Raw genomic sequence first — 21,592 nt, 5'->3', positions numbered from 1 at the left:
GCTTTTTTACCGACATATAAGGTACATGTAAAATGACTGATGCTGTTCAAAACGAAATGAATCAAGAGCAAATTGCGCAAGAAGAGAACAAACTCATCGCAGAGCGTCGCAGCAAGCTGGATCACATCCGTAAGAGCTGTAAAGCGAATGGCCACCCAAATGACTTTCGTCGTGACAGCCTTGCGGGTGATCTTCAACAGCAATTCGGTGAAAAGAGCAAAGAAGAGTTAGAAGCCTTAAACCATGTTGTGGCGATTGCAGGTCGTATCATGGCGAAACGTGGCCCTTTCCTTGTTATTCAAGAAACCTCTGGTCGTATTCAAGCTTATGCTTCAAAAGAGGTTCAAACTGAGCTGAAGGAAAAATACCAAGGTCTAGACATTGGTGACATCATCGGCGTGAAAGGTGCGTTGCACAAATCTGGCAAAGGCGATCTCTACGTTAATATGGAAGAGTACGAATTGCTGACAAAGGCACTTCGTCCATTACCAGAGAAGTTCCACGGTTTGACTGACCAAGAGATGCGCTACCGCCAACGTTATGTGGATTTGATTGTTAATGAAAGTTCACGTAATGCGTTCATTGTTCGCTCTAAAGTAATGACTGCAATTCGTAACTTCATGATCTCAAAACAGTTCATGGAAGTAGAAACGCCAATGATGCATGTGATCCCTGGCGGTGCTAGTGCGCGTCCATTCATCACTCACCACAATGCGCTCGACATGCCAATGTACTTGCGTATCGCACCTGAGCTTTACCTTAAGCGTTTAGTTGTGGGTGGCTTTGATCGCGTGTTTGAAATCAACCGTAACTTCCGTAACGAAGGTCTTTCTCCTCGCCATAACCCTGAATTTACTATGATGGAATTCTATATGGCGTACGCAGATTACAATGATCTGATGGACTTTACCGAGGAGTTATTAAGCACTGTGGCACAGGAAGTTTTAGGTTCGACTTCAATGCCTTATGGTGATGAAACGGTAGAATTTGGTGGTCAATATGCTCGCATGAGTATGTTTGAAGCCATCAAACACTACAACCCAGAGCACGCTCAAATCCAAGCGTTAACTGAACAGGATCTGCAAAACCGTGAGCTCATGGTATCTATCGCGAAATCAGTTCATGTAGACGTTGAACCTTTTTGGACTTGCGGCCAACTGCTTGAAGAGATCTTCGGTGAAACGGCCGAACCTAAGTTGATGCAACCGACCTTCATCACTGGATACCCTGCGGATATTTCACCATTGGCGCGTCGTAGCGATAACAACCCATTCTTCACCGACCGTTTTGAGTTCTTCATCGGTGGTCGTGAAGTCGCCAATGGCTTCTCTGAGCTTAATGATGCTCAAGATCAAGACGAGCGCTTCTTAGCGCAAGTGAATGCCAAAGATGCTGGCGACGATGAAGCCATGTTCTACGATGCTGATTATGTTGTTGCGTTAGAGCACGGTCTCCCACCAACGGCGGGTCAAGGCATTGGTATTGACCGTTTGGTGATGTTACTCACCAACACCCATACGATTCGTGACGTTATCCTATTCCCTGCGATGCGCCCACAGCAGTAATTGCTACTTTCGTTCCGATAAACCGCCTAAATAGGCGGTTTTTTTTTGCATTAGTTTGAAAAATTTTGTTCACTAGCGTGGACTAACAGACAACAATTTCGAAAGGATTATGAAATAGTTCCCTATATTAAATGGTAAAGTGCTTATTTGTTGTCTAGTCTTATGATTGAGACAGACTACAGCGCCAAGTCTCGTTAATGTAACAGCCGTTTAATGTGCCAAAAGTAGCACTGCATATAAATTTAAAGATAAGGAATAATAGATGGGCACTCAATTCCGAATGGATTCTGTCCCTGGTTCGCTTGTCGTCGTTGGTGGGACATACGAGCCTTGGTTATCTGTACTTGAACAGGTTGGTTGGCGTTGTACACAATGCGCAGATTTACGTAAAGCGGATGCCTTGTTTGCAGAAACAGGCCCATGCATTGGTATTGTTGATTTGAGCCATGATGAATTCAGCCTCAATGGCATTGCAAATTTGGTCAGCAACCATAAACAAGTACGTTGGTTGGCGTTCATTCGCGAATCACAGTTGAGCTCGGATACGATTTGCCAATTCATTGTTAACTTTTGTATCGACTTTTTTACGGCGCCGATTCCCGATGCGCAACTACTGAGCACCATTGGACACCAACTTGGAATGCTTAAGTTAGAGAAAAAAGTATGGCCACATTATGGAGCAACAGGGGATATTGGTTTAATTGGTGAGTCCACCCCCATGAAGCGCTTGCGTGATCAGATCAAACGAATCGGCCCTACAGATGTCAGTATCCTCATTTATGGGGAAAATGGAACGGGCAAAGAGACGGTCGCGAGAGCGGTACACAAAACGTCGTCTCGCGCACAAAAACCTTTTATTTCAGTGAATTGCCGAGCTTTATCGGAGAGCCGCTTTGAATGTGAGCTGTTCGGTATTGGTTGTGAAGACTCATCTCAAACTTCATTATTGGAGCGGGCAGATGGTGGGACGATCCTACTTAAAGATATTCTCACGCTACCTAAAAGCCAACAAGCTAACCTCTTGCGCTTCCTGCAAGAAGGAACGATAGAAACTTCAACGGGTGTCAAAGAGGTGGATGTGCGTATTTTGGCCGCCAACTCTTCCGATATTGAAAAAGCGCTGATTGATGGCAATTTTAACGAAGAGCTGTACCACTATATCAACGTATTGCGTATTAATGTCCCGAGCTTAAAAGAGCGGGCGGGTGATATTGCTTTACTGGCACGACACTTCTTGCAGGAGTATTCAAAAGAGTTTAACGCGCAGGCGCGCAGTTTTACTGAAGAAGCGGCGCGTTCATTGGCTCGTTATCACTGGCCGGGTAACGTTCGTGAGCTGATGAATCAGATCAAACGTGTGGTGCTGATGTCCGATTCAGTCATGTTGGATGAATTGCAACTCGACTTACCAAAACGCAGTGATGGTAAGCGCAGCCTAAAAAGCATTCGTGAGCGTTCAGAGCGAGATGCGCTATTACTGGTTTTAGAATCGAACTCAGGGCAAGTATCAATGGCCGCCAAAGAGCTAGGTGTATCTAGAGCTACTATGTATCGCTTGCTTAATAAACATAACTTAATCACTGAAAATACCTATTAACTTGATGATTCTTCAAGTAAAAATGGCCACATTTAATCCATGTGGCCATTTTTTATAATCATATCTTTTGCGAATAAGTTATTCTCTAGCTGAATATGTCACTTATTTGCTGTCATCGGCTTTCATTTTAGGTTAATGCATTGTTTTTTAATTGTTTGAAAATTAAGAGTTGAATAATCACCTCAGTTGCATAGAATTTAACCGTGAGCCGTGCTCACACACTCATTTCACTTTGGATTAACTATTTGCTTGGAGGCGCAACATGAATCATTTCGTTTTTGTTCATACTGTTCGCGTTTCTATCGATCTTACTGCGCCTAAATCGTCTCTTACTACAGACGCCTGTCGTATGTTTGATGATAAAAAAGGCACCGATTTTTAGTTAATCCGTAACCTTGAGATAGGCTGCGGAAAAATGGCAGCTTATCAAAGTGTTGATCCACCTTGTTTGCCCCCATTTTTCCAGCCGTCAACGTTTAGTTTACTACTGGAGAATACTCATGCGTCATTCAATTTATTTACAACTTGCTACTTTACTGGTCCGTGCTGATTTACGCCGTGAAGAGCGTCAATGGCAACGAAATGTTCGCCGTCATGCTTTTGAGCTGCCTTTTAATAGCCAACACTTGCTTAAAGATATTGGCTTAGAAAGTGATGGACGCGCTATTGGCGTTTCAGTCCCTGACTCAACTAAAGCTGAACGTCATATTCGTCATCTTCGCCGTGTGTTAAGTATGCGAATAACAACGTAAAACGAGGGGCTAGTGGCTTCGCTAGCCCCGAAGATATCTACGGACAAGGGTTGGAGTAAGTCGTCCCAATCTCTTGAATTTTAAGAAGCAATTCATTACTGAGTACGACATCTAAACTATCGATATTTGTTTTCAACTGCTCTAGGTTTGTCGCGCCAATGATATTGGATGCGACAAACGGACGTTGATTGACAAACGCCAATGCCATCTGTGCTGGATCAAGGCCATACTGGTTAGCAAGCTCAACATAAGCGTGAGTGGCTTGTACACCTTGCGCCGTAAAATAGCGAGAAAAGCGTTCAAATAGGCTGCACCGAGCACCGTCAGGTCTTGCGCCATTTAAATATTTACCACTCAGGCAACCAAACGCCAGTGGCGAGTAAGCCAGCAGTTGAACACCTTCGAAGTGGCTAATCTCAGATAAGCCAATTTCAAAGCTGCGATTCAGTAAATTATAAGGGTTTTGGATAGAGACAATTCTTGCTAGATCGTGTTTTTCTGCCAATTTTAGCAACGTCATCACACCCCACGGGGTATCATTTGACACACCGATGTAACGCACTTTTCCAGCCTTGACGAGATCATTAAGCGCTTCGAGCGTTTCGATTAAAGTGACTTCTTCTTGCTGATCAGGATAAGGGTAGTTAAGTTGGCCGAACATGTTCGTTTGGCGTTGAGGCCAATGTAATTGATACAAATCGACATAGTCTGTTTTTAAGCGTCTTAAACTATCATCAATCGCTAAATGAATGTTGCGTCTATCGAGTGACATCTTTTCGCGGATGTGAGGCACGTTACGCGGGCCTGCCACTTTAGTCGCTAACACCACTTTTTCACGTTTACCTGATTTTTCTAACCAGTTGCCAATATAGCTTTCGGTCAGACCTTGGGTTTTACCGTTGGGGGGAACTGGGTACATTTCCGCAGTATCGATGAAATTCACACCTTGGTCTAAGGCGTAATCGAGCTGCTCAAAGGCTTGTTGTTGGCTATTTTGTTCACCAAAAGTCATGGTACCTAAGCAGATCTTGCTCACTTCCAGTGTGGAATGAGGCAGTTTGGTGTATTGCATATTCCTTCCTTGATGCTCTCGCTGGTGGAGTGTGTGACGTTTTTACTATAAGCGAAGATGGCAGTGAAACGGAAACGAATTGTGCAGTGAAAGATCAAACGGTTACGTTTTTTCATGAGCAATAACGAGCACTTTTAAATAAAGTGTTGCTCAAGAATGCTCGCGGTAAATTGAGTTCGAAGATAAAAGCCTCGTGGCAGGGTTTTGATAGGTTTGCCATTAGCACCGTAGGCTTCGGTTAATGCTCGCCCGTTTGCCGCTTTTGGCCTGAGCTGTAATACTTCACCGTGCTTAGCGGTGATCTGCTCAACTTTGCCAAGAACGATGAACTCCATCAGTTCTTCCCAATCATTTTTTAGCTGCTGTTCTTGTGCAGGAGAAGGGCTCCATAGCAATGGCGATCCGACATGGCGCTGGGCTAGGGGGATCTCTCGCTCACCCTCTATTGGGATCCACAGTACTCGAGAGAGTTTATTTCGCACGTGGCTTTGCTCCCATGTTAAACCATGAACACCGGTGAGTGGGGCCACACACACAAACGTTGTTTCGAGCGGTTTTCCAGTGTAACTGATTGGAATACTTTTGAGCTCGATACCTAATTGCTCGAAATCTTGCTGAGGTTTGCTGCCTGCTGTTGCACCCAAATGCCACTCTAATAGCTGACCGACCCATCCTTTATCTTTTTTTAAGTCAGGGGGCACGGTCATCTTGGCTTCTTCGGCTAGTTGACTAAAGCTTAAGCCTGCAATGTCTTGGGCTCTAAGCATTAATTCATGTTCAGTTTTAGGTGCAGGTTTCATGATACTTTGAATGATAAAAACGCGATTGTAGCAAATTCTTATACACAATGTGCTGTCGTTTCTTTTGCTTAAAAGATCATCGCAATTCAAGTTATCCACAGGTTGATCGGGAAAATATTCCATTTTTTGTTTGTCTGTATGCATTTACAGGATTTTGCTTGAGAGAGTGGGTCTCTTAATCAGTAAATCTTATTTCTACTAGAGTGGGGGTGTGGATAACGAGCTAATTGGTGGATCTTTGAGCATGTTGTGAAAGGATCAATTTTTTGTTAATCGCAACGTAATGTGAATAATGGAAAATCCAATTAATTCATTGTTTTTAATGTATTTAATTTATTATTATCTTTTTTATATTGGTCCGTATTCTTTTGCTTTTTGGGGAAGTGAGTCGCTATCTAGAGATTCTTCACATAGTTACTCACAGAAAAGGTGAATAAATGTGGCTGGTGTCGCATTATTTTGTTGATAACTTTAAATTTGATGAAAAGTTATCCAATTAATGATTAGGAATACATAAATCTCGTGTTAATCACACTAGTAAGTTTGCTCCTATTGGGGATATGTGGAAAAATCAAAGCAATTAAGATTTTACTAGAGGTTGGCCAGTGATCGATGGCGATGGTTACCGACTCAATGTTGGTATTGTGATTTGTAACAACCATGGTCAGGTATTCTGGGCGAAACGATACGGACAACACTCTTGGCAGTTTCCACAAGGTGGAATTGACGACGATGAAACTCCTGAACAAGCGATGTTTAGAGAGCTTTACGAAGAGGTTGGGCTTACAAAGAAAGATGTGAAAATCATAGCAACAAGCCGTCATTGGTTAAGATATAAATTACCAAAACGGCTCGTTCGTTGGGATTCTCAACCTGTCTGTATTGGGCAAAAACAGAAATGGTTTCTTCTGCGCTTAGAGTGTGATGAATCAAGAATCAACATGCAGCGCGGCAGTACCCCTGAATTTGATGGTTGGCGTTGGGTCAGTTATTGGTATCCAGTGAGGCAAGTAGTCTCTTTCAAGCGAGATGTTTATCGTCGCGCCATGAAAGAGTTTGCATCATTCGCGATGCCATTTAAAGAACGTAATAACAAAGGTAAGCGCAAAAATAAAAGAGGATAGACATGCTCTCTCAGCTAAGGGAAATAGTTGAACAAGTATCCAAGGTAGAAGATGTACACCAAGCCTTGGATATTTTGGTTAAGCAAACGTGCAATGCGATGAGTACCGAGTGTTGCACTGTCTATCTTGCTAACGAAGAAAAACATCGTCTAGAACTGATGGCAACGCAAGGCTTAAAGTTCAAAGGCGACAAAATCCACATCGGTTTTGACGAAGGTTTAGTGGGCTTAGTGAAACGTTCAGCTGAGCCAATCAACATTGCTGAAGCGTCGAAACATCCTAATTTTAAATACTTCAAACAGCTTGGCGAAGAGGTGTATCAAAGCTTTCTTGGTACGCCGATTATTCATCGCAAGCGAGTACTGGGTATCTTGGTCGTGCAGCAAAAAACACCTCGCTTATTTAGTGAGATGGAAGAGTCTTTTATTGTCACTCTGGCGGCGCAAGTAGCCGTGATTATTGCTCATGCTCAAACACAAGGGCAGTGGCTGCTTTCGAAAAAGCAGTTATCCACCAGTGGCATTGCTGCGTCATCTGGCATCGCGATTGGTGAGTTTTGGTGGGATGACACCCAACCTCAACTGTCTGATGTTTACCCCGCCTCAACGCTCGATATTGAACGAGAACAAGAATGGCTAGTGCTGGCGGTAGAAAGCGCCTTGAACGATTTTCGTCGTTTAAGAAAAAAACTCGATAGTGATATTAATAAAGATGCGTTAGCCATCTTCGATCTCTTTACTCATCTACTCAATGATCCGATGCTACGCAACGATCTGAAAAGCCAGATCCAAAAAGGCGATCGTGCAGATTGGGCATTACGGCAAGTTGTGGAGAGTTATTCCAACCGTTTTGCGAAGATGTCAGATGTTTACTTACGTGAGCGTGCACAGGATATTCGTGAGCTAGGTCAGCGACTGCTATTTTTTTTGCACAACACTGAGCATGATCAGCAGCAACTTGATAAACCGATTATTTTGGTGGTACGCGAACTTACTGCTTCAATTCTCGCCGCTATTCCTAAAGATAAATTACTGGCGGTGGTCTCTTTAGAAGGGGCTGCCAATTCCCACGCAGCAATATTGTCACGGGCCTTGGGCATTCCCGCAGTGATGGGAATTTCACTTAATCTCAAGGAGATCAACGGTAAAAAGGGCATTGTCGATGGTTATAGCGGCAAGGTTTTTATCTCACCAAATAGACAAATTCTGGCGGAATATCGCGCTTTAGCTTATGAAGAAAGCGAACTTTCTCAAATGGTTAATGAAACCATTGCAGAAGCTCCTTTTACGCAAGATGGTACACGTATTGAAGTGATGCTCAATGCTGGATTAAGTGCGGATACCAACATCGCAATTAACCAAGGGGTTGATGGTGTCGGGCTGTATCGAACCGAAATTTCCTTTTTGCTGCAACATCGCTTTCCATCAGAAGAAGAACAAGTGCAGCAGTATCGCAGCGTTTTGAACGCTTATCCTGATAAACGGGTGGTGATGAGAACGTTAGACATTGGTGGCGATAAAGCACTGCCTTATCTACCCATTGAAGAAGACAATCCCTTTCTTGGCTGGCGAGGCATTCGTTTTACGCTCGATCATCCCGATATTTTTTTGATTCAACTGCGGGCGATGATGCGTGCCAGCGGCGATAACCAAAATCTCAGCATTTTATTGCCAATGATTTCAGGAACGAAAGAGTTAGACGACGCAATGCGGTTGATTGAGCAAGCGTATCGAGAAGTTTCTAGCGTTGATGATCGGATCATAATGCCCAAGGTTGGCATTATGATTGAAGTACCATCGATGATTTATCTTCTACCATTGATTGCGAGCAAAGTGGACTTTGTTTCGGTTGGAACCAACGATTTAACCCAATATTTGTTGGCCGTTGATCGGAACAATGCACATGTTGCTGATGTCTATGACTCCATGCATCCAGCGGTGGTGATGGCGCTTAAACAGATTTTAGAGACTTGCCAGTCTTATCGTATACCTGTTTGTGTGTGTGGTGAGTTGGCCGGAGACCCTATCGGTTCACTGTTATTAATTGGTTTGGGTTATCGCATGCTAAGTATGAATACCTCCAACGTAGCCAAGGTCAAATATTTAGTGAGGCACTCTCAATTAGGACAGTTACGGCAACTTGCTGACAAAACGTTGATGCAACCTTACGGCAACGACATTTATAATATGATGCACTCATACTTTGAAGATAAAGGCTTTGCTGGCTTTATCCGCGCAGGAAAAAAATAGGAACCAATGTGAATTTTGAGTTGATGGTGTTGCTGGTGTTATTGGGCTCAGTCGTTGGTTTTATGGCTGGTTTACTGGGCATTGGTGGTGGTTTAATTGTCGTTCCGGCGTTGCTTCTTTTGCTTCCCAAGGCAGGTATTTCCCCCGAACTTAGTATGCATTTAGCGTTAGCGACATCGCTAGCGACCATCATTGTTACTTCGGCTTCTTCGGCATTAAATCACCTTAAATTGGGCAATGTGGATATGTTTGTCGTCAAGTGGCTCATGCCCGGCGTTATCGTCGGTGGGTTTGTTGGCTCAATGATCGCAGATGTGATTCCGACTCAATATCTACCGAAAGTATTTGGCGTGATTGTTTTTTGCCTGGCGATTCAAATGTTTTTATCGATAAAAGCACAAATGCAAAGATCGATGCCCGGTGCGTGGGTGACCATGCTATGCGGCAGTGGTATTGGTATTGTCTCTAGTTTAGCGGGAATTGGTGGCGGTTCGCTCTCCGTTCCTTTTTTGAATCGTCATGGCGTTGAAATGCGTAAAGCCGTCGGTTCTTCTTCTGTCTGTGGGTGTGTGATCGCAATCTCTGGCATGATTGGTTTTATTTTGCACGGTTATCAAGTGGAGAATTTACCACCTTACAGCATTGGCTATGTCTATTTACCTGCGTTAGTCGCCATTGCTTCGACCTCAATTCTCACTACTCGATTAGGAGCGCGTTACGCGACTCAGTTACCGACGGCGGTATTGAAAAAAATATTCTCCGTTTTTCTGATGGTTATAGCGGCAACTATGCTGTTTTAATCACTTATTATCTTCACCTCATTTTTAGTAAGAGAACACGTTTATGTCTCAGGGTTTTATACAGTTCCCAAATATTGATCCCGTGCTGATTGCGATTGGCCCTATATCCATTCGCTGGTACGGCTTAATGTATTTAGTTGGTTTTGTTTTTGCGATGTGGCTTGCCAATCGCAGAGCGGACAAACCAAATAGTGGCTGGACTCGTGAGCAAGTCTCGGATTTGCTGTTTGCTGGATTTTTAGGGGTGGTCATTGGTGGTCGTGTCGGTTATGTGTTGTTTTACAATTTTGATCTGTTTCTCCAAGACCCGCTCTATCTTTTTAAAGTGTGGACAGGCGGGATGTCTTTCCATGGTGGTCTACTTGGCGTGATCAGTGCAATGTTTTGGTATGCACGGAAAAATAACCGAACGTTTTTTGGTGTCGCCGATTTTGTGGCTCCTTTGGTTCCATTTGGTTTAGGTATGGGACGATTAGGCAACTTCATGAACAGTGAATTGTGGGGGCGAGTAACCGATGTTCCATGGGCGATCATTTTTCCGAACGGCGGGCCTTTGCCTCGCCATCCATCACAGCTTTATGAGTTTTTCTTAGAAGGGATTGTGCTGTTTATTATATTGAACCTGTTTATCCGCAAAAATCGGCCAATTGGTTCAGTCTCAGGGCTATTTTTGATAGGCTACGGAACATTCCGTTTCCTTGTCGAATATGTTCGTGAACCTGATGCACAATTAGGATTGTTCGCTGGATTTATCTCCATGGGGCAAATCCTGTCGCTACCGATGATCATTGTCGGTGCGCTGATGATGGTATGGGCGTACAAGGTTAACCATAAAGTGACTCAATAGTGTTAAGGATAGTTTGTGAAACAGTATCTTGAACTTTGTCAGCGAATTGTTGATGAGGGCGTTTGGATCGAAAATGAACGTACCGCCAAACGCTGCCTAACGGTGGTTAACGCTGATCTCACCTACGATGTAGGTCAGAATCAATTCCCGTTAGTGACAACGCGTAAAAGCTTCTGGAAAGCCGCAGTTGCTGAGCTGCTTGGTTATATTCGTGGCTACGATAATGCAGCCGATTTTCGCGCTTTAGGAACCAAAACGTGGGATGCGAATGCGAATTTAAATGCAGCTTGGCTTAACAATCCATACCGTAAAGGTGAAGATGATATGGGCCGCGTGTACGGCGTTCAAGGACGTGCGTGGGCCAAGGCGGATGGTGGGCAGATTGATCAACTGCGTAAGATTGTTGATGATCTTTCACGTGGCGTTGATGATAGAGGCGAAATCCTAAACTTTTACAACCCAGGTGAGTTTCATATGGGTTGCTTGCGCCCCTGCATGTACAGTCATCACTTTTCGTTGTTGGGTGATACTTTGTATCTCAATAGTACGCAACGCTCGTGTGATGTCCCGCTTGGCTTGAATTTTAATATGGTTCAGGTCTACGTGTTCCTCGCAATTATGGCGCAAATTACCGGCAAAAAAGCGGGCGTGGCCTACCATAAGATCGTCAATGCGCATATCTATGAAGACCAACTGGCGTTGATGACAGATGTACAACTTAAGCGTGATCCACTACCTATGGCGAAGTTTCATATCAACCCGAAAATTAAAACGCTAGAAGATCTTGAAACTTGGGTTACCTTGGATGATTTCTGGATTGAAGGCTACCAATGTCATGATGCCATCCAGTACCCGTTTTCGGTTTAGTTGCTCTCTCGCATTATTAAAAAGTACTGTTTTCTAGTTGTAAAAAATCCCCGAAGCGTTGCTCGGGGATTTTTTTTGATCTGTCGTGTGGTTTGTTCGTTACTTAAGCCGTTAGTGCCAGTATACCGCCAGGCATAATGATAAAGACCGATAGTAAATAACCCGCAACGACCGCTTTATTCTTTGTTGCCATCTCAGCAATCATTTCTGCGCCTTTAATTGGCAGTTCACGTAAAAACGGAACACCATAGATCAACACAGTGGCTAATACATTAAAGGTTAAGTGGACTAAAGCAATTTGCAAGGCAAATACCGCAAACTCACCAGAAACGGCCGTTGCCGCGAGTAGGGCGGTAATGCAAGTGCCAATATTAGCCCCTAAAGTGAATGGGTAAACATCGCGTACTTTCAATACACCAGTGCCGACCAGCGGAACCATTAAACTGGTGGTAGTTGAAGAAGATTGAACCAATACAGTGACGATTGAACCTGAAAGGATACCGTGCAGCGGTCCGCGCCCAATGGCATCTTTGAGTATCTCTTTCGCACGACCCACCATCAAACTCTTCATGAGCTTACCCATGACAGTGATAGCCACAAAAATGGTCGCAATACCAAGAACAATCAACATCACGCCACCTACAACTTCACCAAAAGTGATCAGCTGGCCTTTTAGTGCCGTGATAATTGGGCTCGTGATAGGTTTGATAAAATCGAGTCCTTTCATGCTCATATCACCAGTAGAGAGCAAAGGTGACACAAGCCAATGAGAAGTTTTCTCTAAAATACCAAACATCATCTCTAACGGTAGGAAAATCAGTACCGCCAAAAGATTAAAGAAGTCGTGAATTGTTGCACTTGCAAAAGCGCGTTTAAATTCGACTTGGCAACGAACGTGTCCAAGGCTAACAAGCGTGTTGGTTACTGTGGTGCCAATATTGGCACCCATAACCATTGGGATCGCCATTTCAACAGGTAATCCGCCAGCCACAAGACCGACAATGATAGAGGTTACGGTGCTTGAAGATTGAATCAATGCTGTGGCGACTAACCCTATCATCAACCCCGCTATTGGGTGTGAGGCAAACTCAAACAGTACCTTAGCTTGATCACCTGTCGCCCATTTAAATCCACTACCTACCATCGCCACTGCAAGTAGCAGTAGGTAGAGCATGAATGCCAAGTTCGCCCAACGCAGCCAACGAGTGGTACTCGCAATGGGTGCAGCAGTAGTTGTCGCTTGGTTCATTTTCTTTTCTCCATTGACCTTTTGAGTGTTGTTCGGTCTGTTGTTGAATCTGAGCGAGATAGTAGAGAATAATTATTTCATTTATATGACAGCGAGTTTCTCATTGATAACTCTGATAAAAACAAGTTTCGCGGTGACTTTTAATTCTTTATTTATTGAATTTTCATGATGTTATGCGATTTTAACAACGTGGAGGAGGAGAGCGAGGGACGCTAGTTTTAGATATTTTATGACGAAGTTGTCATTTTTGAACTCCAACTGCTCGTTATTAAGATTAGCTAACGTTCTTAAGTTCGGTTTTTCCGAGTTAATTGCTCATTTGATTTGGGTTTGTTATAAACAACGACCAGATAAAATTGAGTGTCCTTATCATGTTTCACCTCAACTACAATCATCTTTACTACTTCTGGATGGTATGCAAGCAGGGATCGGTCACTAAAGCTGCAGAAGCACTCTTCTTGACTCCGCAAACCGTCACTGGGCAAATTAAGGCTTTTGAAGAGCGCATGGATGGTAAGCTTACTAAGCGTAATGGTCGTAGCATTGAACCGACAGAACTTGGGCAACTGGTTTTTAAATATGCTGACCGGATGTTCGGCTTAAGTTATGAGATGCTCGATATTGTCAATTATAGTCAGCGCTCTAATCTGCTGTTTGATGTAGGAGTGGCGGATGCCCTCTCTAAACGGCTTGTCAGTAAAATACTGATGACGACAGTCCCGGCCGATAGCAGTATCCACTTGCGTTGTTTTGAATCGACCCATGAAATGTTGTTAGAGCAACTTTCACAACACAAATTGGATATGATTCTCTCTGATTATCCCGTCGATTCCAGCCAAAGCCCGGGCCTGTTCAGCAAAAAACTGGGTGAGAGTCACATGAGTTTTTTTTGTTCAGGCAAGGTTGAAAATGTCTCTTTTCCCGCCATTTTAGAGCAGAGAAAGTTGTTGATACCGGGAAGCCGAACCGCGATGGGGCGTAATCTATTGCAATGGTTTGACCGTCAAGGCCTGAAGCCGAATATTCTGGGGGAGTTTGATGATGCGGCATTGATGAAAGCTTTTGCGCGTTATCATCATGATGCAATTTTTTTAGCGCCCTCAATCTATGTGACTGAAGTTGGTGATGATCTTCCTTTGCAACTCATCGGTCAGATTGATGATTTAAAAGAAGAGTACTACGTCATTTTTGCTGAGAGGATGATCCAACATCCGGCAGTGAAAAATGTTTGCGATGCAGATTTTAATAATTTGTTTGTATGATGCTTTCACTACTAACGATAAATAGATTATTATCTCATTATCTAGCAATATTATTAATTATCGCTTGCCAAGTAATACTAATCTAAACTGGTTATACGCCTTCTGATGCCGTTATTGACGCTCTATTGAATGGTTGCCGTCATAAACGGTATAACAATTAAACTACGTAGAAAAAGGTACTAACCTTACTTATAAACTCATAACCTGTTGGGTTAAGGAAGATGCAAACTTGTGATGCGTTTGATGTAAGAAGTTGTTCCAAGGGAGCTTATTCATGAACCTACAAGAAATGGAAAAAAATTCCGCTAAAGCAGTGGTGTTGTTAAAGGCTATGGCTAACGAAAGACGCCTACAAATATTGTGTTTATTACACAATCAAGAACTGTCGGTTGGTGAGCTATGTGGGAAATTAGAATTGAGTCAATCGGCACTTTCGCAGCATCTTGCTTGGTTAAGAAGAGATGGGTTAGTGGATACAAGAAAAGAAGCTCAGACGGTTTACTACACACTCAGCAGCCATGAGATCAAGGCGATGATTGAGTTGTTACACGGTTTATACTGCCGCTAGTGTTTTGAAAAATACACAATCCGAAATTATGTTTCAGTAACATAGTTCGGATTTTTTTATATTAAAATTAGAGTAAATACTTTACTTGACACTGCGGATATAAAAAAACCGGCCTTAGCCGGTTTTTATTTTCGCGTGGAACCAAGTCTAAATTATAGAGCTTTGATTGCTGCAGCGAAACGAGACTTATGGCGAGCAGCTTTGTTCTTGTGAACAAGACCTTTAGTCGACATACGGTCAAGGATTGGTGTAACTGCAGCAAATGCAGCAGTTGCAGCTTCTTTATCGCCAGCTGCGATAGCTGCGATGGTTTTCTTCATGTAAGTGCGCATCATAGAACGACGGCTAGCATTATGCTGACGACGTTTCTCGGCTTGGATAGCGCGCTTCTTAGCAGATTTACTATTTGCCAAGGGTCTAACTCCCAAAAACTTAGTTCGGTGACAATTTAAGGGCGGGGAATATCCCTTATTTGCTCTCAATTGTCAAATGATTTGTGCAAAAACCGTTCTAGGCCAAACAAATTTTGGTATAGGAAGGTCATCGCGGTTAAGATGCGGGGATTCTAACAGTATTTTTTTTCCAATGCTAATACTTATCTGATCTCGCACTGACATTCCTTATGTGTTGCTGTGGATAATGACGTTTTGGCTTGTTTTTCGAGGTAATAGTGAGCAAACGCCTACTCAAATCTGGCTTGATTGTCAGTGCTATGACGTTGATTTCTCGTGTGTTGGGTCTAGTTCGTGACGTAGTTGTTGCGAATTTGATGGGGGCAGGTGCGAGTGCCGATGTTTTTTTCTTTGCTAATAAAATTCCTAACTTTTTACGTCGGCTATTTGCCGAAGGGGCTTTTTCTCAAGCGTTTGTTCCAGTACTGACCGAATACCATTCATCCGGAGATATCAATGAAACACGCGAACTGATTGCTAAAGCATCTGGCACATTGGGGGTTATTGTCACTTTGGTGACTGTTGTGGGGATCTTATGCTCTGGTGCGGTCACGGCACTGTTTGGGGCTGGTTGGTTTTTAGATTGGCTTAATGATGGTCCTGATGCGCATAAGTTTGAGCTTGCGAGTTTATTATTAAAAATCACTTTTCCTTACTTATGGTTCATCACTTTTGTTGCTTTATCAGGAGCGATTCTCAATACCTTGGGCAAGTTTGCCGTCTCTTCTTTTACCCCTGTATTTTTGAATGTGATGATCATCGGTTGCGCTTGGTTTTTGTCGCCGCACTTACAACAACCGGAAATTGGCTTGGCGATTGGCGTCCTTCTTGGGGGATTGGTCCAGTTTCTATTTCAAATTCCATTTTTGCTCAAAGCAGGTTTATTGGTTTGGCCTCAATGGGGTTGGAATGAACCGGGGGTTGTGAAAATTCGCACCTTGATGTTGCCCGCTCTTTTTGGGGTATCGGTCAGTCAAATTAACTTATTGCTGGACACCTTCATTGCCAGCTTCTTACAAACGGGCTCCATCAGCTGGCTTTACTATTCAGACCGTTTGCTAGAATTTCCGTTAGGCTTATTTGGTATTGCGATCGCTACCGTTATTTTGCCTGCATTATCCCGTAAACATGTTGATGCCCACAGCGAAGGATTTTCGCAAACCATGGATTGGGGTATTCGTATGGTTTGTCTGCTCGGTTTTCCTGCGATGTTAGGCCTGATTGTGTTGGCAAAACCGATGCTTATGGTGCTATTTATGCGAGGTGAGTTTACCCCGAATGATGTCAATCAAACGGCGTTGTCACTCTATGCATTTGGTTTGGGCTTGATCAGTTTTATGCTGATCAAAGTGCTTGCACCAGGGTACTACTCTCGGCAAGACACCAAAACGCCAGTTCGTTATGGCATTATCGCCATGATCTCTAATATGGTCTTCAATGCGCTTTTAGCGTGGCATTTAAGTTATGTTGGTTTGGCGTTAGCTACGTCATTATCTGCTTTTATCAACATGGCACTGCTTTACAGAGGGTTACATGTGCAAGGGGTGTATCAGATCACCCGTAAAACTATTGGTTTTATTATTCGCTTAATGGTGGCCAGCAGTGCGATGGTTGTGGTCATTGTTTGGCAATTGGAAGAAATGTCAACGTGGCTAGAGTGGAGCCTGACACAGAGGGCTACATCATTGGTGATGCTGATCAGTATCGGTGCGGTCAGTTATTTGCTTTGCCTAGCCGTGCTTGGCGTGCGTTTAAAAGACTTAAAAGCGGCGACAGATTAATGGTGATTAGTATATAATCCGTCGGTTTCGCACCTTGCTAATTGAGAACTATAGGTTTTAAGCATTTTCTAATGGAATTGATTCGCGGCATTCACAATATCAAGCCACAGCATCATGGCTGTGTATTAACCATCGGAAACTTTGATGGTGTTCATTTAGGGCATCAGCAAGTTTTGAAGCAAGTATCCAAGAAAGCGCAATTATTGGGTTTACCTTCGGTGGTCATGACGTTTGAACCGCAGCCATTAGAATTATTTGCCAAGCACAATGCACCAGCTCGATTAACTCGATTACGTGATAAATTTGTGCAATTGAACAAGCAGTCGGTTGACAGATTGTTATGTGTGAATTTTAACCAGCACTTTGCTAATTTAACGGCAGAAGCTTTTATTCGTGACTTGTTGGTCGCTCAGTTGGGTGTTAAGTTTCTGGTGATTGGTGATGATTTTTGTTTTGGTAAAAATCGCCAAGGTAATTTCAGTATGCTGCAGCAAGCTGGACAACAGTTTGGTTTTGAGGTGGTAAGTACCCACAGTTTTTGCTTGCAACAACAAAGAGTGAGTAGTACTGCTATTCGTAACGCTTTAGCAAGCGATGACTTAGTGTTAGCTAAGCAGATGCTCGGTCGTGATTACGGTATCAGTGGTCGAGTGTCGCATGGTCAAAAGTTAGGGCGAACCATTGGTTTTCCTACAGCGAACATTCCGCTTAAGCGCTGTGTTTCACCGGTCTCTGGTGTTTACGTCGTCAATGTCTATGGCCTTGATAACTCGCCTATCGGAGGAATTGCCAATATTGGTAATAGGCCAACAGTCAACGGGGTTCGCCAACAACTTGAAGTACACTTGTTTGACTTTCATGCCAATTTATATGGCAAACAGCTAGAAGTGGCACTTTTACATAAGCTTCGAGATGAAAAGAAATTTGAATCTTTTGGAGCGTTAAAGCAACAAATTGAATTGGATGCTGATGCGGCAAGGGTGTGGTTGCATCAGCTAAAGAATTAGTCGGATTATTCCACCGATTAATATCATGTCTAACGTCGCCCAATATAACGGAATTAAGAATCGATGAGTGATTATAAAGATACCCTGAACCTACCTGAAACAGGGTTTCCAATGCGTGGCGATCTGGCTAAACGTGAGCCAGAAATGTTAAAGCGTTGGTATCAAGAAGATCTTTACGGCGAAATCCGTAAAGCCAAAAAAGGCAAAAAATCTTTCGTATTGCACGATGGCCCTCCTTATGCCAACGGTGATATTCATATTGGTCACGCACTGAATAAGATTCTTAAAGACATTATTATCAAATCGAAAACCTTATCTGGTTTTGACGCGCCTTACATCCCAGGTTGGGACTGTCACGGCCTACCTATCGAATTGATGGTAGAGAAAAAAGTCGGCAAACCGGGCCAGAAAGTGACCGCGGCTGAGTTTCGTGAAAAATGCCGTGAATATGCAGCAGGTCAAGTGGAAGGCCAGAAAGAGAGCTTTAAGCGTTTGGGCATCATGGGTGAGTGGGATAAACCTTATCGCACCATGGATTTCGCCACCGAAGCGAACATTATTCGCGCATTGGGTAAAATTGCCGATAAAGGCCACCTGCTGAAAGGTTTCAAACCCGTTCACTGGTGTACTGATTGTGGTTCAGCACTGGCTGAAGCGGAAGTTGAATACAAAGATAAAGTGTCACCTTCGATTGACGTACGATTCAAAGCAGCCGATGAAGCGGCGCTGCTTGAAAAGTTCACGCTCGCGGCTGATCACGCCGGCCACGGTCAAGTGTCGATTGTAATTTGGACAACCACACCTTGGACCTTGCCAGCTAACCGCGCAGTCTGCTTACGTGATGATCTTGAATATGTTTTGCTGCAAATTGAAGCAGACGGTGAACGCCCTGCTGAACGCATTATCGTTGCGTCAGAACTTGCAAAAAGTGTCATGGATCGTGCTGGTATCAGTCATTACCACAATCTTGGTTTTTGCCGAGGTGCAGACCTAGAACTAATGTCTTTTAATCATCCATTTTACGCATTTACTGTACCTGCGATTTTGGGTGAGCACGTAACTACTGAATCGGGTACTGGTGTCGTTCATACTGCTCCTGGTCATGGTCAAGAAGACTTCGTGGTCGGTCAGCAATACGGTCTTGAAGTAGCCAACCCTGTCGGTTCAAACGGCGTATATCTAGCAGACACCGAGCTATTTGCTGGTCAACATGTGTTTAAAGCGAATGACTCTGTACTTGAAGTACTGAAAGAAAAAGGTGCTTTGTTGCACCACCATGCCTACGAGCATAGTTATCCTCATTGCTGGCGTCATAAAACCCCAATCATTTTCCGTGCAACACCACAATGGTTTGTCTCTATGGAACAAGCCGGTCTGCGCGCCCAAGCTCTAGAATCGATCAAAGGCGTACAATGGATGCCGGAATGGGGTCAAAGCCGCATCGAAGCAATGATTGAAGGTCGTCCTGAATGGTGTATTTCTCGTCAGCGTACTTGGGGTGTACCGATTGCGCTATTTGTGCATAAAGAGACGGCAGAACTTCATCCTAATAGCCCTGCGCTGATTGAAACAGTGGCGCAATTGGTAGAACAAAAAGGGATTCAAGCGTGGTGGGATGTCGACACTGCTGAGATCTTGGGCGAGGACGATGCCAAGCATTACGAAAAAGTACTCGATACACTGGATGTGTGGTTCGACTCTGGTGTGACTCACTACGCCGTTGTTGATAAGCGTGAAGAGTTCAATGGCCACGGTGCAGATCTGTACCTTGAAGGTTCAGATCAGCATCGTGGTTGGTTCCAATCTTCATTGATTTCATCGGTAGCAATGAAAGGTGCTGCGCCTTACAAACAAGTATTGACGCATGGCTTTGTGGTCGATGGTCATGGCCGCAAGATGTCAAAATCAATCGGCAACGTGGTTGCGCCAAAAGATGTCACCAATAAACTGGGTGCAGACATCCTGCGTCTATGGGTTGCATCGACTGATTACACTGGCGAAGTGGCGGTTTCTGACGAAATTCTAAAACGTTCGGCGGATGCTTATCGCCGTATCCGTAATACAGCACGTTTCTTCTTAGCTAACCTCAATGGGTTTAACCCAGCAACGGATATGGTTGCAGCAGACGAGATGGTGTCGCTGGATCGCTGGGCCGTAGGCCGTGCCTTTGCGGCGCAACAAGAAATTGTCAAAGCATATGAAGAGTATAATACGCATGGCGTGATCCAACGCTTGATGCACTTCTGCTCAATTGAAATGGGTTCGTTCTACCTTGATGTGATTAAAGATCGCCAATACACGGCTAAACAAGGTGCACATGCACAGCGTAGCTGTCAAACGGCGCTGTATTACATCGTTGAGGCTTTGGTTCGTTGGATGGCACCGATCATGTCATTTACGGCTGATGAAATTTGGAACGAAATGCCAGCGATGCAAGCTAATGGCGAGCCGCGTGAAAAGTTTGTCTTCACGGGTGAGTGGTTTGAAGGTCTGTTTGGCTTAACTGAAGGCGAAGAGTTGAACAATGAATTTTGGGCAGAGATGCAAAAAGTTCGTAGCTCGGTGAACAAGTTGCTTGAAACCGCTCGTAGTGAAAAAATCATTGGTGGCTCATTACAAGCTGAAGTGGTGCTGTTTGCTGATGATGCTTTAGTGGCTCAGTTAAACAAGCTTGAAGATGAATTGCGTTTTGTACTGCTGACATCAAAAGCGATAGTGAAGCCTCTGGCTGAGAAAAGCGATGCGGCACAAGCAACGGAAACTGCAGGTTTGTTTGTGTTGGTGAGCGCAACGGAAGCAGAGAAGTGCGATCGTTGTTGGCATCATACTCCTGACGTAGGCACTATCACTGGTCATGAAACTATTTGTGGCCGTTGTGTGTCAAACGTCGATGGTGAAGGCGAAGTTCGTAAGTTCGCTTAATAATATTGGGATTCAATATGACAGAGCAGACGCTTACTTGGAAACAATCAGGAGTCCGCTGGCTATGGCTAGCGCTTCTGATATTTACCCTTGATGTCGGCATAAAGCTGATGGTCATGGATAACATGGAGTATGGTTGGGCAAATCGCATCGAAGTAATGCCTTTTTTTAACCTACTTTATGTACATAACTATGGTGCGGCATTTAGCTTTTTAGGCGATCAAGCGGGTTGGCAACGTTGGTTGTTTACCGCTATCGCCTTTGCAGTGACGGGGCTCCTCACTTACTGGATGAGTAAGCTGCCTGCGCAAGAGAAGTGGCATAATATCGCTTATGCCATGATTATTGGTGGCGCAATCGGCAACGTGTTTGATCGTATCGTGCACGGTTTTGTGGTTGATTATCTTGATTTCTACTGGGGTAATTATCACTGGCCAGCGTTTAACTTGGCTGACAGTGCCATTTGCCTTGGTGCAGCAATGATTATCCTTGATGGCTTTCGTAAAAAAGACGATGCGCACTCATAATGGCTAAAATAGTTGAATAACCCTAAGCGCTGTCTGTTGATTCAGGTGGCGCTTTTTGTTTACTCTTCATCTCTAAAAATACGGTGGCGATAGGCGTACTAAAAACGGGCATTTTTATGTCGTTATGGATGCCTTGTCTCCACACTAAAAT

General features: G+C 43.9%; 18 protein-coding genes. 14 read left to right on the top strand and 4 right to left on the bottom strand.

Translation table 11 applies throughout. From position 1 onward, the window contains the following. The first annotated feature begins 32 nt into the window (after positions 1-32). The 3 genes from lysS (at position 33) to AACQ75_RS17700 (ending at position 3,914) form a co-directional block, all read left to right on the top strand. Positions 33-1,565 carry a lysine--tRNA ligase gene (gene lysS / locus AACQ75_RS17710; protein WP_013857598.1) on the top strand — a complete coding sequence of 511 codons (1,533 nt, stop codon included), beginning with the start codon at positions 33-35 and terminating at the stop codon, positions 1,563-1,565. Positions 1,566-1,827: 262 nt separating this feature from the next. Continuing rightward, positions 1,828-3,162, top strand: a complete 1,335-nt coding sequence (gene vpsR / locus AACQ75_RS17705; protein WP_013857597.1) for a cyclic-di-GMP-binding transcriptional regulator VpsR — start codon at positions 1,828-1,830, stop codon at positions 3,160-3,162. 500 nt (positions 3,163-3,662) lie between these two features. Beyond that, positions 3,663-3,914, top strand: a complete 252-nt coding sequence (locus AACQ75_RS17700; protein WP_170889157.1) for a hypothetical protein — start codon at positions 3,663-3,665, stop codon at positions 3,912-3,914. A 37-nt stretch (positions 3,915-3,951) separates the two neighbouring features. On the opposite strand, the gene AACQ75_RS17695 is transcribed toward AACQ75_RS17700, so the two are convergent. Then, complete coding sequence (locus AACQ75_RS17695) at positions 3,952-4,986, bottom strand: NADP(H)-dependent aldo-keto reductase (RefSeq protein ID WP_013857595.1); 1,035 nt, start codon at positions 4,984-4,986, stop codon at positions 3,952-3,954. Positions 4,987-5,120: 134 nt separating this feature from the next. Continuing rightward, positions 5,121-5,786, bottom strand: coding sequence for a DNA mismatch repair endonuclease MutH (gene mutH, locus AACQ75_RS17690; RefSeq protein WP_026028083.1), 666 nt, complete (start codon positions 5,784-5,786; stop codon positions 5,121-5,123). Between the two features lie 605 nt (positions 5,787-6,391). Between mutH and rppH the strand changes: the two genes are divergently transcribed. From rppH to AACQ75_RS17665, 5 genes are read left to right on the top strand one after another with little or no spacing between them, the layout of a single operon-like run. Next, on the top strand, positions 6,392-6,910 hold the full coding sequence (gene rppH, locus AACQ75_RS17685) for an RNA pyrophosphohydrolase (protein WP_010319133.1): 519 nt from the start codon (positions 6,392-6,394) through the stop codon (positions 6,908-6,910). Between the two features lie 2 nt (positions 6,911-6,912). Then, positions 6,913-9,159 carry a phosphoenolpyruvate--protein phosphotransferase gene (gene ptsP, locus AACQ75_RS17680; protein WP_170889156.1) on the top strand — a complete coding sequence of 749 codons (2,247 nt, stop codon included), beginning with the start codon at positions 6,913-6,915 and terminating at the stop codon, positions 9,157-9,159. A gap of 8 nt (positions 9,160-9,167) precedes the next feature. Next, positions 9,168-9,959, top strand: a complete 792-nt coding sequence (locus tag AACQ75_RS17675) for a sulfite exporter TauE/SafE family protein (protein ID WP_013857592.1) — start codon at positions 9,168-9,170, stop codon at positions 9,957-9,959. A 43-nt stretch (positions 9,960-10,002) separates the two neighbouring features. Beyond that, positions 10,003-10,806, top strand: coding sequence for a prolipoprotein diacylglyceryl transferase (gene lgt, locus AACQ75_RS17670; protein ID WP_013857591.1), 804 nt, complete (start codon positions 10,003-10,005; stop codon positions 10,804-10,806). A gap of 15 nt (positions 10,807-10,821) precedes the next feature. Next, a complete protein-coding gene (locus AACQ75_RS17665; RefSeq protein ID WP_170889155.1) occupies positions 10,822-11,673 on the top strand; it encodes a thymidylate synthase in 852 nt (283 codons plus the stop codon). Between the two features lie 103 nt (positions 11,674-11,776). Here AACQ75_RS17665 and AACQ75_RS17660 read toward each other — a convergent pair whose 3' ends face one another. Then, positions 11,777-12,922, bottom strand: a complete 1,146-nt coding sequence (locus AACQ75_RS17660; protein WP_170889154.1) for a Na/Pi symporter — start codon at positions 12,920-12,922, stop codon at positions 11,777-11,779. A 371-nt stretch (positions 12,923-13,293) separates the two neighbouring features. Here AACQ75_RS17660 and nhaR point away from each other — a divergent pair, with 371 nt between their 5' ends. Continuing rightward, on the top strand, positions 13,294-14,184 hold the full coding sequence (gene nhaR / locus AACQ75_RS17655; protein ID WP_026027442.1) for a transcriptional activator NhaR: 891 nt from the start codon (positions 13,294-13,296) through the stop codon (positions 14,182-14,184). A 274-nt stretch (positions 14,185-14,458) separates the two neighbouring features. Then, a complete protein-coding gene (locus AACQ75_RS17650; protein ID WP_026028082.1) occupies positions 14,459-14,752 on the top strand; it encodes an ArsR/SmtB family transcription factor in 294 nt (97 codons plus the stop codon). A 152-nt stretch (positions 14,753-14,904) separates the two neighbouring features. Here the strand turns inward: AACQ75_RS17650 and rpsT are convergent, their stop codons facing one another. Next, complete coding sequence (gene rpsT, locus AACQ75_RS17645) at positions 14,905-15,165, bottom strand: 30S ribosomal protein S20 (protein WP_026027444.1); 261 nt, start codon at positions 15,163-15,165, stop codon at positions 14,905-14,907. A 257-nt stretch (positions 15,166-15,422) separates the two neighbouring features. On the opposite strand from rpsT, the gene murJ reads away from it, so the two are divergent. From murJ to lspA, 4 genes are all read left to right on the top strand, one after another. Continuing rightward, positions 15,423-16,985, top strand: a complete 1,563-nt coding sequence (gene murJ, locus AACQ75_RS17640) for a murein biosynthesis integral membrane protein MurJ (RefSeq protein ID WP_170889153.1) — start codon at positions 15,423-15,425, stop codon at positions 16,983-16,985. A 71-nt stretch (positions 16,986-17,056) separates the two neighbouring features. Further along, a complete protein-coding gene (gene ribF, locus AACQ75_RS17635; protein WP_026028079.1) occupies positions 17,057-17,992 on the top strand; it encodes a bifunctional riboflavin kinase/FAD synthetase in 936 nt (311 codons plus the stop codon). 63 nt (positions 17,993-18,055) lie between these two features. After that, positions 18,056-20,914: an isoleucine--tRNA ligase gene (gene ileS / locus AACQ75_RS17630; RefSeq protein WP_170889152.1), complete on the top strand. Its 2,859-nt coding sequence runs from the start codon at positions 18,056-18,058 to the stop codon at positions 20,912-20,914. Positions 20,915-20,931: 17 nt separating this feature from the next. Beyond that, the gene (lspA, locus tag AACQ75_RS17625; protein ID WP_026027447.1) at positions 20,932-21,441 is read left to right on the top strand and encodes a signal peptidase II; all 510 of its coding nucleotides are present in this window, start codon (positions 20,932-20,934) and stop codon (positions 21,439-21,441) included. The last annotated feature ends 151 nt before the right edge of the window (positions 21,442-21,592 follow it).

Source organism: Vibrio sp. B1-2, from assembly GCF_963888445.1.
In the GTDB taxonomy this organism is placed as follows: domain Bacteria; phylum Pseudomonadota; class Gammaproteobacteria; order Enterobacterales; family Vibrionaceae; genus Vibrio; species Vibrio anguillarum.
Note: the sequence above shows the minus strand (reverse complement) of the source record. Positions and strands in the feature narration are given on the sequence as shown.